The sequence below is a fragment of the Pseudocnuella soli genome (assembly GCF_004347775.1).
GTDB lineage: Bacteria > Bacteroidota > Bacteroidia > Chitinophagales > Chitinophagaceae > Flavisolibacter > Flavisolibacter aquaticus.
This window is the reverse complement of sequence record NZ_CP037755.1, coordinates 3,600,237-3,615,901: the sequence shown is the minus strand read 5'-3', so window position 1 is coordinate 3,615,901 and position 15,665 is coordinate 3,600,237. Positions and strand designations below refer to the sequence as shown.

Sequence of the window (15,665 nt, the reverse complement as noted above, 5' to 3'; positions counted from 1 at the left end):
TTAATGCATACCTCCGGACGCTAAAAAGGCACCTAACGGTGCCCTTTTGCTCTTGTGGTGGATGGTCTTAATATATTGTGGTTTTTCTGTGTCAGGGTCGATTTTTGATCAGCACCACAAAGTAAAGACGAATCACCGGGGCAAAAGGTTTGTTTTCGACGAAGGCCTGTTTTTCTTCGTTAAAAGCTATGGGATGTGCTTCTTCCAGGTAGGGGCAGTAGCCGCGGCACCTGTCGCTGGTACCTGCGGTAATCGTCACCAAATTCCTGAAGCAGCTTTTGCTCTTCCCATTTTATGGCCCAAATGGTGTAGCCGGTAATAATGGCATTGACAATCAGCAACGATAATTGCGGCACGGCCACCCACAACCCCCAGATGGCCATAAAAGTGCCGGTGTATAGCGGGTGCCGCACAAAGCGGTGAATGCCGCTGATCTGCAGTTTGTTGGCCGCTTGCTCATCGTTGAGGTACAGGCTCTTGAGGCCGCTCAGGTGCATGAAATATTTGCGGATGCAAATGCCCATCACCAGCAGCCCGCCCACACCAATCAGCGCACCGGCAATATTGGAAAGCAGCGTGGGCGTAAACAGGTAGGGCGTATCGATTGATAATTGGTAGCCCACCACGGCACCCAGCGATACAAAGGCAAACACCGTATACCAAAGCCGGTATAGCCTGAACCCTTTGCCCATCAGCTTTTGCGCCCTCTGCTTTGCCTTTATGCTGGCCAACAGGCTGTGCAGGGCACAAAAAAGTATCCACATTGCGGCCAGAAGAACATGTTGCTGCAGCATGTATGTATGATACAAAATGCTGTGCCATTCCGTCGTTTTTATTTTCGGTAAAAATGTAACTCCGCCTGTGGGTTGTAATATTTTTCCACAGCAACCCTACGCTGTAACTGCCGGGCTTAAACGCATTTGTACAGCGCTAATTTCAGCCCCTGTAAAAGCTTCATTATCAGCAGGTGGCCGGCAGCGGCGTATCTTTGCGGCATGAGAAAGTACGACGACAGTTACCGGCACAAGGGAATGCGCAAAAAACTAACCGACCTGGTTCGCTCTAAGGGCATTACCAACGAAAAAGTGCTGGCTGCCATCGAAAACATTCCCCGCCACTATTTTCTTGATTCGGCATTTGAAGAGGTCGCTTACGAGGACCGTGCTTTCCCAATCGCCGAAGGCCAGACCATTTCGCAGCCGTACACAGTGGCGTATCAAACGCAACTACTGGAAGTGCAGCCTTTTCAGAAAGTGCTGGAAATAGGCACCGGCAGCGCTTACCAGGCATCAGTGCTGGCCGAAATGGGCGCACAGGTATTTACCATTGAGCGACAAAAAAAACTGTTCGAGCTCAATAAAACTTTTCCATACCTGCGCAAATACCCCAACATCAAATTTTTTTACGGCGATGGCTTTGAAGGCCTGCCTACTTTTGGCCCGTTCGATAAAGTGCTGATCACCGCGGCTGCGCCATTTATCCCGGAAAAATTGATCGAACAAATGAAGCCCGGTGGCATGATGGTGATACCTGTGGATTCGGGGCAAACGCAGATCATGAAACGCATTACCAAAAACGCGGACGGAACCCTTTACGAAGAAGCCTTCGACCGCTTTTCGTTTGTGCCTATGCTGCAAGGAAAAAATGACTAAGGAGCGTACATCACATGTTCGATCGCCTTTTTGTTTTCCTTCGTGCCGCTCCGTGTACTTCGTGTCTTCGTGGTTCAAAACCCCATCCCCTAAAATATATTTTCGGTTAAGGATGAGTTTCGGTTGAATTGTTTGTCAAACAGAATTATTTTGCTCCTGTTCTGCCGCCAATTAAACCAACGGCCTCCGGCGGAGGCACCAGCTTATGCGCATTGTTTCGTTTTTAATACCGGCAATCATTACCATCGCCCTCATTATCGGGCTCGATAATAAATGGGGATCCGTACCGCCACTGGGTCGCTTTTTAAGCCCACAGCAAGGGTTTTGGCAAAATGCAGAAGCAAAGGACCACAATTTTTCGGCCGACCTGCGCCTGAAAGGTGTGCAGGGCAAAGCCGCTGCTTACCTCGATGAGCGGCTGGTGCCCCATGTAATGGCCGACAGTGAAGAAGACGGGTATTTTGTACAGGGATATTTGCATGCAAAATTCCGCCTCTGGCAAATGGAATTTCAAACTCGTGCAGCATCCGGCCGTATTTCGGAGGTCTTGGGCAACAACCCGCAATACATCCGCTTTGATCGCGAACAGCGCCGCGCAGGCATGGTGTACGGCGCCGAAGCAGCGTTAAGGGAAATGGAAGCAAACCCGGTTTCGAAAGCAGTGCTGGATGCATACACCGCCGGTGTGAATGCTTATATTAATTCGCTTTCCAAAAGCAACTTGCCCATTGAATACAAGTTGCTGGATTATAAACCCGAGCCTTGGAGCAACCTGAAAGTGGCGCTGTTCATCAAGCTGATGAGCGCCGACCTTGCAGGCCGCGGCTACCACCGCGATATTGAATTTTCCAATGCCAAGGCCATTTTTGGCGAAAGCCAGATCAACCTTTTGTATCCGCAGGTTTCAGATTCGGCCCGGCCCATTGTGCCGGCGGGTACGCCTTTCGATACCCCTTCGATAAAACCGCGTAAACCGGCATCCGCCGACTCGCTTTTTTTTCAACGGGATACTTCGCTCCGGTCGAAACCGGCGCAGCAATTTTCGCGGCTCAACGGCAGCAACAACTGGGCGGTGGCCGGCAGCAAAACTGCTTCGGGCAGTCCTATTTTAGCCAACGATCCGCACCTTGGCCTTTCATTTCCATCCATCTGGTACGAAATGCAATTAAAAACACCACTGGTCAATGCCTATGGCGTTTCTTTTCCCGGCATCCCTGGTGTGGTGATTGGTTTCAACGACAGCATCGCGTTTGGTTTTACCAACGCCGGCCGCGATGTGGGCGAATACTATGATGTGCGTTTCCGCGATGCATCGCGAACAGAATATTGGTTTGACAGTGCCTGGAAACCCGTAGAGCAGCGGGTGGAGCAAATTGCGGTGCGGGGCGCCGGTGTGGTGCTCGATACGGTGGCCTACACCATGTTTGGGCCGGTACTGTACGACCAGACTTTTTCAGCCGAAGGCGTGCCGGTAGATACAGATCGCGGCCTGGCTTATCGCTGGGCAGCACACGATCCTTCCAACGAGGTGCTCACCTGGATTTACCTGGACCGCGCAAAAAATTATTCCGACTATTACGAGGCCATCCAGCATTTTACCTGTCCGGGACAAAATATGTTGTTTGCCTCCAAAAAGGGCACCATTGCGCTGTGGCAACAAGGTCGTTTTCCGGCCTTGTGGAAAGGGCAGGGGTTGTACGTAATGCCCGGTGAGGACAGCAGCTACATGTGGCAGGGCTTTATTCCCCCGGCCGAAAACCCGCATGTGGTTAATCCCGAAATTGGCTTTATCCAAAGCGCCAACCAGCGGCCGGTGGACAGCACTTATCCTTATTTTATTCCCGGCGACTATGCCGAAGCCCGTGGCATCAGTGCCTATACGCAACTGCAGCAAATGAACCGCATAACCGTTAGTGATATGATGCGGCTGCAATGCGACAACCAGGATTTTTTTGCCCGGATGGCTGTGCCGATGTTACTGCGGTACGTGTCCCGTGAGGCGCTCAACGTTAGTGAAAACAGGCTGGTGGAAGCAGTAGGCCAATGGAATTTTGTAAACGATGCCGAATCGGAAGCGCCAAGCATTTTCCGTGCCTGGCTTACCGAACTGGATTCTGCCATTTGGGAAGATGAATTTACCCGCATCAAACAACGCCGTGAATACCCCACAGCACAAACCATGATCGAGTGGCTGCTCCGCGATTCGGCCATGCAGTATGTGGACGATGTAGGTACGCCGGAAAAAGAATCGCTGCAGTTCCAGGTGACCGCTGCATTGCGCCGTGCCGCTGCCGATCTGCAGGCCGGCGACAACGATAGCCTGGAATGGTGGCGCCGCAAAAACACTTCAATTTATCACCTGTTGCGCACTGCGGTTACGCCTTTTGCCCGCACCGGAATCAAAACCGGCGGCGGCACCCGTTCGCTCAACGCTATGTCGGGCACACACGGGCCCAGCTGGCGCATGGTGGTGCACCTGACGCCGCAAACCGAGGCTTATGGCGTGTATCCCGGCGGGCAGAGCGGTAACCCCGGTAGCCGTTATTACGACAATTTTGTGGGCGCCTGGGCGGCCTCCAAATATTACCGGCTTTGGGTAATGCAGCCTGAAGAAAAAGCGGACAAGCGGGTAAAATGGGTGCTCAATTTTGAGCCTGCCTGATGTTCTTTAAAAACTAATGCAAGCGATCAATAATTTATAACGTACACCATCATGCGCTTTTTACTTTCCACTGTTTTGATTGCCTTGCTGGCCTACGTAGCCGGAATGTTTTTCCCGTGGTGGTGCCTGGCGATTGTAGCCTTTGGTGTGGCGCTGTTGGTGCCGCAAAAGGGCTGGGGCAGTTTTGGTGCCGGCTTCCTGGGAATTTTTATTTTGTGGGCTGCGGTTGCCGTTTGGATAGATACACGCAACAACAGCCTGCTGTCGCAAAAAGTTGCGCAGCTTTTTTCACTGGGCAATTCAACTGTACTACTCGTGTTGGTTACTGCGCTGATCGGCGCACTGGTGGGCGGCTTTGCAGCATTGACTGGTGGCAAATTGCGCAAGTTGATGCAGCAGGACGATAGCCGGTATTGATGCATTTGCTGCAATTATTTCGGCGTGTAAACTGTTTGTGAAAGCATTTTTACCCACTTGCTGTTGATCCAATTGTATCAGCAATTCTTGCCACACATTTTTTACCGGTTTAAATTTCATTTTTCGTTTTTCAACTGGGTATGCCTTTATTACCTTTGCGGCAACCTATAAACCAAAGAAATACCAACCGTATGGCTTTAATGACCACCACCACCCAGCAACCCGTTGTTACCCAAAATACTCGTGCGCAGCAGCCAGAGGCCGATAGCCCTGCTGCGTCGCTGCTCAGCGCCATTTTTTTAAGCGTTTATGCCGGCCAAAAAAGCCGCAAGCAACTGCGCCAGTTAAAGCGTAAGGCGGCCTGGCTGATGGTAAAGCAAAAAGCATCTTCTATGTTTTCCCGCACAGCGGCCACCGAACGCCAGATCATTTTGTACGTGTTGATCGGCATTCTTGCGTTGGTACTGGTATTCTATTATCCCATTGCCGCCCTGGTACTGGCAATTGTGGGCCTGATCCTGTTTTTAACGGGAACGATTTAGTGAGGCTTGTGACGTCAAACGTGAAACGTCAATCGTCAATGGTGAATCGTCAATAAATAGTTGCATCTAAAATTCAGGGTGCAGCAGGTTGGTGATGTGACAATGAATTGAACATTGCGCAGCATAACCAAACTGCTGCACCTTTCACGTTTGACGATTCACGTTTCCCAATTCCCAATTGACGAAGATTAGGTTTTTTCATCCGCTCTACGGGTTATCTTTGCGGCGCTGAAAATTTTGTTCGCCCTGCAAGCGTCCTTAAAATTTAACCCATGGCTTTATTACACAACCGCGTCTCCAACGAGGAGTTGAAAAAACGTATGTACGCCGAAACCACACCGCGTACCACCATTTCTTTTTACCAGTATTTTCCTATTGCCGATCCCAAAGTATTTCGCGATGAGCTGTATACTGCTTTGGATCAATTAAAAGTGTTTGGCCGCATTTACGTGGCACACGAAGGCATCAATGCGCAGATCAGTGTGCCGCAGCCTTCTTTTGAAGCGCTAAAAACTTACTTGTATTCCATCGAGCCGCTGAACGGCCTGCGCCTGAACGTAGCGGTGGATGATGACGGCAAATCGTTTTGGGTGCTGAAAATAAAAGTGCGGGAAAAAATTGTAGCCGATGGCATCGACGACCCCTCATTCAATATGGAGAACCGGGGTAAATATGTAGATGCTGAAACATTCAATAAGCTAACAGAAAACCCAGACACGATTGTGGTGGACATGCGCAACCACTACGAATATGAAGTAGGCCATTTCGAAGGCGCTATTGAAGTGCCTTCGGATACTTTTCGCGAACAGCTGCCCATGGCCGCCGACATGCTAAAAGATGCGCGGGATAAGCCCATCATCATGTATTGCACCGGTGGCATCCGCTGCGAAAAAGCCAGTGCTTACATGCTGCACCAGGGCTTTACGCAGGTGTACCACCTCGAAGGCGGCATTATTTATTATGCCAATAATGTAAAGGACAAAGGCTTAGCCAATAAGTTTCGCGGCAAAAATTTTGTGTTCGACGATCGCCTGGGTGAACGTATTTCAAACGAGATCATTGCACAATGCCACCAATGCGGCAAGCCCGCCGATACGCATGTAAACTGCGCCAATGAAGCCTGTCATTTATTGTTTATTCAATGCGACGAATGCAAGGAAAAATATGAAGGCTGCTGCAGCACCAACTGCCAAGAAGTGATTCACCTGCCCGAAGAAGTGCAGGCCGAACTACGCAAAGGTGTGCAGAAAGATACCCGCCATTTCAACAAGTCAAAAAGCCGGCTGCGACCGAGGCTGGGGGAGTAGAGGGGTTAGTTGATAGTTGACAGTTGATAGTTGACAGTTGATAGTTGGTAGTTGATTGTTGATAGTGTGCGGATGATAATTGGTAACGGATAATATTAAATACAAAGGCCGCTGCAGTGCAGCGGCCTTTGTATTTAATATTAGCGTCATTGCGAGGCGCAGCAGGCTTTGTAAAACTTAATCCACTAATGCGCCGAAGCAATCTCCAACAATTCAAAAAATTCGTTAGCCACGAAGATGTTACTGGTGTTGTGCCGGGGATTGCTTCGGCGCCGGTAACACAAACAGTTGTCGGTCTGCGCTGCGCCTCGCAACGACGTGCTTCAGTTCCACGTTGCGTTCTTTTTCGCCAAAAACTATCAACTACCAACTGTCAACTGCCAACCTTTATTTCTTCCTGATTTCCTGCAAGCCTTCCACAATACGGCCGTACGTTTCTTCATCATCAAGGGCTTCTTTATGAAAACTGGTGCCGGTAACTTTTTCGTATAACTCAATATAGCGCTCCGAAATGGTGTTGATCCATTCGTCTGACATTTCCGGAACGGCCTGCCCTTCCTTGCCCATAAAGCCGTTTTGGATCAGCCATTCCCGCACAAACTCTTTGCTCAGCTGCTTTTGTTTTTCACCGCGCTGCTGGCGTTCGTCAAAGCCGTCGGCATAAAAATACCGGGATGAATCAGGTGTGTGTATTTCATCCATCAGCACAATCTGGCCGTTGCGTTTGCCAAATTCATATTTGGTGTCGGCAAGGATAAGGCCCTGCTTGCGGGCCAGCTCGTTGCCACGGGCAAAAAGGGCCAGCGCATATGCCTCAACCTCTGCCCATTCCTCTTCACTTACCAGGTCGTGGCGAATAATGTCGGCAACAGATATGTCTTCGTCGTGGCCTTCGCTGGCTTTGGTGGTAGGGGTAATGATCGGTGTTGGAAAAAAGTCATTTTCTTTTAATCCCTCCGGCATTTCCACGCCGCACAACATACGGTTGCCGCTGCTGTAGGTGCGCCATGCATGGCCGCAAAGATTGCCACGCACCACCACTTCCACTTTATAAGGCACGCATTTGTACCCAATGGCCGCATTGGGCGCCGGTGTAGAAATAAGCCAGTTGGGACAAATATCCCTTGTATGCTCCAGCATAAAAGCCGCAACGCCGTTGAGCACCTGTCCTTTATAAGGAATGGGGCGGGGTAAAATAACATCGAAAGCAGAAATGCGGTTGGAGGCGATCATCACCAGCAGGGTGTTGTCGATGGTGTACACATCACGCACCTTTCCCTGGTAAAAACCCATTTGGTCCGGAAACTCGAATTGCGGCATAAATATTTGGTTTGCAGTGCTGCCTCAAAGGTGCAACAACAGGAGTGTATGCCGCAAATTTTTTTAGGATCGCAATCAATTCCTTATTTTACCCCCCGATTGCTTGATTGATTGCTGCCATCACTGCCAGCCACTTTCAAATCTTGATATTAAACCAACGCCGTCTACCTAAAAAGTACTTATTATGAAACAAGTGCGACACAGGGTACTGTTTTTTGCTGCCCTGTTATTAAGCCTGTGCTCTTTTGCACAGAACATCGTGTTGAATGGAACCTTGCGCAACAGCGTAACAGGCGAGCCGGTTCCCTCGGTTTCCGTTTCGGTGAAAGGAGGCACTACCGGAACCTTTACCAATGAAAATGGCGCCTTCCGCATACAGGTACCCAGCCTGCCGGTAACGCTGGTTTTTTCTTCGGTTGGCTTTCAATCGCAGGAGCTGGATGTAACCAGCGCTACGCAAACTATTGATATTTCTTTCCAGCCCGGCACCTCGCTGGGGCAGGAGGTAGTAGTTTCCGCATCCCGTGTTCCGGAGCGCATTTTGGAGTCGCCGGTATCTGTTGAGCGGGTAAATACAGCCACCATCCGCAATGCACCTGCCGCCAACTATTACGACCTGGTGACCAACCTCAAAGGTGTGGACGTGGTGGCATCGTCGCTTACATTCCGTACGCCTTCAACCCGCGGTTTTGTAGGCAGCGGAAATACACGTTTTAACCAGTTGGTAGACGGAATGGACAACCAGGCGCCTGGCCTCAACTTTTCGGTAGGTTCGGTTATTGGCCTTACCGAGTTGGATGTAGATAATATGGAGTTGCTGCCCGGTGCCTCTTCGGCGCTGTACGGCTCCGGCGGTATGAACGGAACGTTGTTGATCAACTCAAAAAATCCGTTTCGTTACCAGGGCTTATCATTCCAGGTAAAAACCGGCGTGATGCACCTCGACGACCGTACCCGTGAAGCATCGCCTTATTACAACTGGTCGCTGCGTTATGCTAAAAAAGTATCGGAGCGTTTTGCTTATAAATTTGGCACAGAACTGATCCAGGCAAAAGACTGGGTTTCGGACGACTACCGCAACTATAAGCGCCTGGGCACCAACGGTAGCATTGTTGCCGGCACCCGCGAAACCGATCCAAACTACGACGGCATCAACGTTTATGGTGATGAGACTTCTATTCCGTTCCGCACGGTACTGAACGGCATTGGTGCAGCGGTACCTTTCCTTACTGATTATGTTGCCACATTGCCCGGCACCAACATCAACGTTTCCCGCACCGGCTACACCGAGAACGAAGTAGCCAATCCCAACACCATCAATTTTAAATTATCCGGTGCGCTGCATTACAAACTCACCGACAAAATTGAAGCAGTGCTCGCGGGCAACTGGGGCACCGGCAATACCGTGTACACCGGCAGCCAGCGTTATTCGCTGAAAGACCTGCGGGTGGGTCAATACAAGCTGGAACTGAACTCCGACAAATGGTTTGTGCGGGCTTATACAACGCAGGAGAATGCTGGTGAATCGCACAACCTGACCATCACCACGCAACTGTTTAACGAAGCATGGAAGCCAAGCACCGCCTGGTACCAGCAATATGGTTTTGCTTATATCAATGCCGTGCAGGCCGGCCGTTCTATTGATGCGGCACATGCCATTGCCCGCGCCACTGCCGACCAGGGACGTCCTTCGGCAGGCTCGGCCGAATTCAAACGCATTTTTGACCAGGTAAGAAAAAGACCGATTCCTCAGGGCGGTTTGTTCCTCGATCGTTCGGACCTGTACGTGACCGAGGGCCAATACAACCTGACCAGTGCCGTAAAATTTGCGGAGGTGATTGTTGGTGGCAACTGGCGCCGCTATGTGCTGAACAGTGAGGGCACTTTATTTGCCGACAAAGTAGGAGAGCCCATCAAAATCAACGAGTATGGCGCTTACATACAGGTTGGTAAAGAAATCATCAAGGATGTATTGAAACTAACCGCCTCTGGCCGCTACGATAAAAACCAATATTTCAAAGGCCGATTTACCCCACGGGTAACTGCTGTATTGAAGCCCGCACCGGATCACAATATTCGTTTGTCGTACCAGACCGCTTACCGTTTTCCAAGCACACAGCAACAATGGATCAACCTGAACGTTGGTACCGGCACACTGATCGGTTCCAACATTTCGCTGTGGGAAATGTACAACCTGCTCGACAATCCTGGCTATGCACCTGAGGCGTTGCCTAATGCACAAAAGGTTACTTATAAAGAAGTAAAACCTGAATCTGTTGCCGCATTTGAAGCCGGTTACCGCACGGTGATCAACAAGAAATTGTTCCTCGATGTGTATGGTTATTATGGCACTTACCAAAACTTCCTCAGCCGCCGCGATGTGATCCAATGGGCGTCTGGCCAGCCAGGCCCCATCAATGAAGGTGTTGGTTTTTCAATTGTGGTCAACTCGCCTGAAAAAGTAAAAACCATTGGCTGGGGCGCCGGGTTTGAATACCTGCTGCCTGTCAACTTTGTGCTGGGTGTCAACCTTTCTTCCGACCAGATCCGTGATGTGCCCGAAGGCTTCCGTGCTTTCTTTAATGCACCCAAGCTGCGTTCCGTAGTATCTATTGCCAATAGCGGCTTTGGCCCGTCCGATCGGCTGGGCTTTACCGCCGCATGGCGCTGGCAGGAAGGTTTCTTTTTTGAAAACGATTTCGTAGAAGGCGATCTGCCTGCTTACCATACCGTTGATGCTTCGTTCAACATCAAGTTGCCGAAAGTAAAATCGATGGTGAAGATTGGTGCCACCAACCTGCTGAACCAGTACTACCGCACTGCACTGGGCAACCCCAGCATGGGCGGCCTGTATTATGTTAGCTATGCATTCAACGTACTCTAAAAACAGTCATCGAAACAACCGAACAACATGAAACGTTTTTCCAAAAATATAATCCGGCGGTTTGCCCTCTTTGCAGGTGCAGCCGCTGTTGTAACCGCCTGTAATAAAGACCTGCCCGATGCAACGCCCATTGCACGGCCTACACCAACGGGTCAATCCATTGCCACGCTCATCAACACCGATCCGGAGTTTTCAACGCTGCGGGCTGCAGTAACCCGTGCAGGCGCATCGCTCAGCACCACGCTGGCCGACTCAACCGGCACCTTTACCGTTTTTGCCCCTACCAATGCGGCTTTCCAGGCATCCGGTATTTCCACGGCAGTAATCAATGCATTGCGGCCCGGGCAGGTAGATACCCTGTTGCGTTACCATATTATTGGCGGGCAAAATTATACGCCTACGGCCTTAGCGGAAACCTTCCCAAACATACAGGCACCATCGCTGTTTGTATTGGCACCGCCATCGGCTACGCTGCCCCCGGGCCTGCGGATGTCCTTGTTCCCATCGCGGCGCGGCAACAACATTTTTGTAAATAATATTCCCGTAGTCAGCGCCAACATCAGTGCATCGAACGGAACGGTTTATAAAGTGCCGTTTGTGGTGGCGCCACCCACGCAGTTCCTTTGGGACCGCATCAACAACGATGCTGATTTTACCTTTTTAAAAGCAGCCATCCAACGTGCCGACAGTGGCACTGCGGCGGCCAGTACTTTACAGGCCGCGTTGCAAAATCCTGCTGCCAGCCTTACTGTATTTGCGCCATCCAATGCAGCTTTTCAGGCGCTGCTGACCGGCCAGATCACAATGGCATTGATGGCGCAGGGCATGGACCAGGCCAATGCTGCGGGCACCGCTGCTGTGCTGGCTGCTAATCCGGCTGTGTTTTCCAATACCGCTTTATTTACTGTGCTGACGGCACAAGTGGTGAAAGCTGTAGTGGTGTACCATCTATTGGGTAAAAGGGCATTTTCAATTAACCTGCCGGCAACTGCTACCAATGTGCCCACGCTGCTGAACAGCGCTGTGGCGGCGCATCCGGGTGTAACGCTGCAGGCAACGCTGACACCGATGGGTGTAACCGCTGCTACTGTAAAAGGCCTGGCCAACCCGGCGCCGGCCAACATCCAGATCAACCCTACACCGGCACCCGGCGGCACCAGCGACCAACATTACATCAACGGCGTGTTGCATAAAATTGACCAGGTGCTGCGTCCACAATAGGTATTTCTTTTATGTTTTATAAAAAATGCCCCGATCTAGGTCGGGGCATTTTTGTTTGTGGGTGAAGCGGTTGTTTTCTAAAAGTCAATGGCTTTTATATTCTGTTCTATTTAATTGCAATCGTATTTAAACCATTCGGGGTAAAAAGCGGCATCATTCCTGTCATCCTGAGCGCAGCGAAGGATCTGAACTGGCACTAAAAAGAGATTTGACGATGCGTTTGCATTTATATCATAGTCACTGGAAATACAAAACTCAGATCCTTCGCTACGCTCAGGATGACAAAGCAAAGAGCATGCGATGATGGGAAAAGAAAGATGAGCGTAGCGTTTAAAGCATTAGTGCCAACATTATAAAACATCTTTGAAAACATGCCGATCACTAACTCACCACCCCACAAAAAAAATCCGCCGCACCAAGGTGCAGCGGACTTTTTAAGGATATGGGAAGAATGATCTTATCCGAACAAGCCGCCTTTTTTCAGGCTGCGTACGCCTTCGGCAATTTTCAAACCATTCTGGTAAATCTCGATCTTGTAGTTACCGGTTTGGAAATCGCTCTGACGCAGGGGAACCTGCACAGTTTTGCGGGTGCCTTGTTCGTAGTCGATGGTGGTTTTATAGGTAAATTGTTTGTCGCCTTCGCTACGGGTGCTCAGCATGCCTGAGCCCAGGTTTGCATCGTTGATTACCTGTCCGCTGGGAGCAGTAACGATCACATACAGGTCGGCTGGACCGGAGCGGGCAATGCGGTTTTCAACGTCAAACGAAACCAGCAATTTGTCTACACGCTTAGCATTAGAAGTTTCTTTTTCCTTGCCGTTGCGTTTTTCGTTTACGGGTTTGATTTGAATATTAGAAGCAGTGAACGTAGAGGCTACGTCAACAGTAGAAGCCAGCTCGTCACGCTCTGAAGTTGTAGTTTGCAGGTTTGTTTCCAGCACCTGGCGCTCTTGCGACAACTGGGTGTTGTTGGCAGCCAGCTCCTGGTTTTCACCGGTCAGGCGGGCCACTTCCATTTCCAGGTTGGCGATCTTGCCATTCAGTTCACCGATCAGTGTACGTGCACGGCGCAGGTCGGCGTCTGATGCATTTTTATTGCGCATGATGCGATCGATCTCGCTACGCAAACGGGTGATGTCTGTTTGACGCTCACCAAGCTGGCCTTGCAGGTTGTTGTTGTTGCCGGTCAGTGAGTCCAATCGGGTCAGCGACTCATTATACAGGATCTGCACAGAATCGCGGGCCGACATTGCGGTGTTTGCTTGCGTTTGCGTGATCTGGATTTGTTCGTCAGCCTTGTTTTTGTCGTACAGGAAATAACCCCATGTACCTAAAAGGCCGGCGGCAAGCACGCCAATAAGTACGTTTTTAGTTGTGTTGCCATTGTTATCGTTGCCGGTGTTTTGCGGCTGATTGGCGGATGGATAGTTAGTGTTTGCCATCTTGAATGTTTTTGATTTCAGATTACGTTCTTTGTATGGAAAAATAGACCCGTAGAAATTTCGAGGCCGAACTTTCGAAAATCGTGCCAGAAAGGTAAGTAATTGATTTATAGTATTTAACTCAAAGTATGACGCCCGATAAAATAATTGGTGACCTGAAGAAAAAGAATTTTAAAGCCGTGTATTGGCTGGAGGGCGAAGAAGAGTTTTTTATCGACCAGGTAGTGCAATTTGCAGAGCATCATTTACTGCCTGAAAGTGAAGCTGGCTTTAATTTAACGGTGATGTATGGTAAGGATACCGATTGGGCAACAGTGGTGAATGCATGCCGCCGCTATCCCATGTTTGCAGAGCACCAGATTGTGATTTTAAAAGAAGCGCAGGAAATGCGGCAGATTGAAAAACTGGAAGCTTATGTGGATAAACCTTTAACCAGCACGTTGCTTTTTGTTGCTTATAAAAATAAAAAAGTGGACGGCCGCACCAAGCTGGCCAAACTGCTGAAAGAAAAAGGTGTGTTGCTCAGCACCAAAAAATTATATGATAATGAACTGCCCGACTGGACCAGCAATATGGTGCGGAGCAAGGGTTTTACCATTACACCAAAGGCGCTGCATTTATTGATCGATCATATTGGCAATGATTTGAGCCGGCTGCGCAATGAAATAGATAAACTGGCCCTCAACCTGGGCGAACGGAAAAGCATAACCGAAGATGATATTGAACAATACATTGGCGTAAGCAAAGAGTTCAACGTATTTGAACTTCAGCAGGCCATGGGCCGCCGCGACCTGTACAAAGCAGTGCGCATTCTGCAATATTTTGAAGGCAATCCAAAGGCCGGTCCCATTCAATTGATTTTGCCTTCGCTGTATAATTTTTTCAGTAAAGTGTTGCTGGTGCACTCGGCGCCATCGAAAGACGAGCAGGCGCTGGCAACCTATATGGGCGTGAATAAATTTTTTGTCCGCGACTACCTGCATGCCGCGCAACGCTACAGCCAGGCATCGGTTGAGGGCATTATTTTATTGCTGCATCATTACAACCTGCGGGCTGTTGGTGTGAATGATGCCGGCACCGATGATATGGAATTGATGAAAGAGTTTGTGGCTAAGGCAATGGGCGAAGGGTAGGGATGGAATTAGGTATTATTAATGATAAATGATGAATTAATAGTTGATGTGCTGACCCCTTCGTTAGCGAATAATCAATAATCAGTAATCAATAATTCGATTACAAATTTTCTAACAACCGCACACTATCCCTTTTATCCTGGTCAATTTGTGCGGTCAGTGCTTCCAAGCTTGCATACCGCTCTTGTGGCCGCAGGTAATAGTGCACCGTTACCTGCACCGTCTGTCCATAAATTTCGCGGTCAAAATCAAACAGGTTGACTTCTACTTTTTCAATAGTATCGTTTACCGTAGGCCGGGTGCCAATGGATAGCATGCCTTTATACACCGCATTTTCAATTGTTGCGGTAACAGCATATACCCCTTCGCCTAAATGAATTTTATCCTCATCGTTGTACACCAGGTTGGCGGTTGGATAGCCAAGCGTACGGCCAAGTTTATCGCCGTGCACCACGGTGCCTGTAAAAAAAAACGGGTAGCCCAGCGCTTTGTTGGCGGTTTCAACTTCGCTGCCCAATAGCGCATGCCTTATTTTGGTGCTGCTGATTTCAATAGCATCAAGCAGGTGCTGCGGTATCTCTACCAACTGGTAATGGAACAGCGGCGCTTTTTCTTCGAGCAGTTTAAAATTGCCTTTACGTCCACGGCCAAAATGATGGTCATAACCAATGATGATGGTATGCGGATGAAAACGGCGGATCAAAAAATCGGCAATATATTCTTCGGCGCTCAGGCTGGCAAAATCCTGGTTAAACGGCACCACCACCAGGTGATCGACGCCCTGTGCATCGAGTAGCGCCACTTTTTCATCCAATGTATTGATCAACTGCAGCGGCACGCCGGGGTACACAATTTTGCGGGGATGCGGGTGAAAGGTGATGATCACCGTTTCGCCGCCCACAGCCGCGGCTTCTTTTTTCAGCGCGGTAATAATTTGCTGGTGGCCCTGGTGCACGCCATCAAAAGTGCCAATGGTAAGCACTGCGTTACGGAAGGGTGGAAGCGACTCTGTTTGAAAATGTACCTGCATGCGAGCCGCGAAGATAAGCGAAGGTTGTTTTGGAGTTGGTAGTTTGGGGTTTC

At 49.7% G+C, this 15,665-nt stretch carries 12 protein-coding genes; 8 read left to right on the top strand and 4 right to left on the bottom strand.

What is annotated here, in order from left to right; all coding sequences use genetic code 11:
- Positions 1 to 179: 179 nt before the first annotated feature.
- On the bottom strand, positions 180 to 764 hold the full coding sequence (locus tag EPD17_RS14865; protein WP_165929624.1) for a methyltransferase family protein: 585 nt from the start codon (positions 762 to 764) through the stop codon (positions 180 to 182).
- A gap of 231 nt (positions 765 to 995) precedes the next feature.
- Here EPD17_RS14865 and EPD17_RS14860 point away from each other — a divergent pair, with 231 nt between their 5' ends.
- From EPD17_RS14860 to trhO, 5 genes are all read left to right on the top strand, one after another.
- A complete protein-coding gene (locus EPD17_RS14860; RefSeq protein ID WP_132055410.1) occupies positions 996 to 1,652 on the top strand; it encodes a protein-L-isoaspartate(D-aspartate) O-methyltransferase in 657 nt (218 codons plus the stop codon).
- Positions 1,653 to 1,857: 205 nt separating this feature from the next.
- Positions 1,858 to 4,314: a penicillin acylase family protein gene (locus tag EPD17_RS14855; protein WP_132055409.1), complete on the top strand. Its 2,457-nt coding sequence runs from the start codon at positions 1,858 to 1,860 to the stop codon at positions 4,312 to 4,314.
- A 51-nt stretch (positions 4,315 to 4,365) separates the two neighbouring features.
- A complete protein-coding gene (locus EPD17_RS14850; RefSeq protein WP_132055408.1) occupies positions 4,366 to 4,731 on the top strand; it encodes a hypothetical protein in 366 nt (121 codons plus the stop codon).
- A 191-nt stretch (positions 4,732 to 4,922) separates the two neighbouring features.
- Positions 4,923 to 5,273, top strand: coding sequence for a hypothetical protein (locus EPD17_RS14845; RefSeq protein WP_132055407.1), 351 nt, complete (start codon positions 4,923 to 4,925; stop codon positions 5,271 to 5,273).
- A gap of 272 nt (positions 5,274 to 5,545) precedes the next feature.
- A complete protein-coding gene (gene trhO / locus EPD17_RS14840) occupies positions 5,546 to 6,580 on the top strand; it encodes an oxygen-dependent tRNA uridine(34) hydroxylase TrhO (RefSeq protein WP_132055406.1) in 1,035 nt (344 codons plus the stop codon).
- Positions 6,581 to 6,967: 387 nt separating this feature from the next.
- Here trhO and EPD17_RS14830 read toward each other — a convergent pair whose 3' ends face one another.
- On the bottom strand, positions 6,968 to 7,900 hold the full coding sequence (locus EPD17_RS14830) for a phosphoribosylaminoimidazolesuccinocarboxamide synthase (RefSeq protein WP_132055404.1): 933 nt from the start codon (positions 7,898 to 7,900) through the stop codon (positions 6,968 to 6,970).
- Positions 7,901 to 8,084: 184 nt separating this feature from the next.
- Between EPD17_RS14830 and EPD17_RS14825 the strand changes: the two genes are divergently transcribed.
- Positions 8,085 to 10,784, top strand: a complete 2,700-nt coding sequence (locus EPD17_RS14825; protein WP_132055403.1) for a TonB-dependent receptor — start codon at positions 8,085 to 8,087, stop codon at positions 10,782 to 10,784.
- 27 nt (positions 10,785 to 10,811) lie between these two features.
- Positions 10,812 to 12,005, top strand: coding sequence for a fasciclin domain-containing protein (locus tag EPD17_RS14820; protein ID WP_132055402.1), 1,194 nt, complete (start codon positions 10,812 to 10,814; stop codon positions 12,003 to 12,005).
- Between the two features lie 457 nt (positions 12,006 to 12,462).
- Here the strand turns inward: EPD17_RS14820 and EPD17_RS14815 are convergent, their stop codons facing one another.
- Positions 12,463 to 13,449 (bottom strand): GumC domain-containing protein, encoded by a 987-nt coding sequence (locus EPD17_RS14815; protein ID WP_114233566.1) that lies wholly within the window; start codon positions 13,447 to 13,449, stop codon positions 12,463 to 12,465.
- A gap of 128 nt (positions 13,450 to 13,577) precedes the next feature.
- Between EPD17_RS14815 and holA the strand changes: the two genes are divergently transcribed.
- A complete protein-coding gene (gene holA, locus EPD17_RS14810) occupies positions 13,578 to 14,582 on the top strand; it encodes a DNA polymerase III subunit delta (protein ID WP_132055401.1) in 1,005 nt (334 codons plus the stop codon).
- A gap of 100 nt (positions 14,583 to 14,682) precedes the next feature.
- Here holA and EPD17_RS14805 read toward each other — a convergent pair whose 3' ends face one another.
- Positions 14,683 to 15,612: a bifunctional riboflavin kinase/FAD synthetase gene (locus EPD17_RS14805; protein WP_132055400.1), complete on the bottom strand. Its 930-nt coding sequence runs from the start codon at positions 15,610 to 15,612 to the stop codon at positions 14,683 to 14,685.
- Positions 15,613 to 15,665 lie beyond the last annotated feature (53 nt).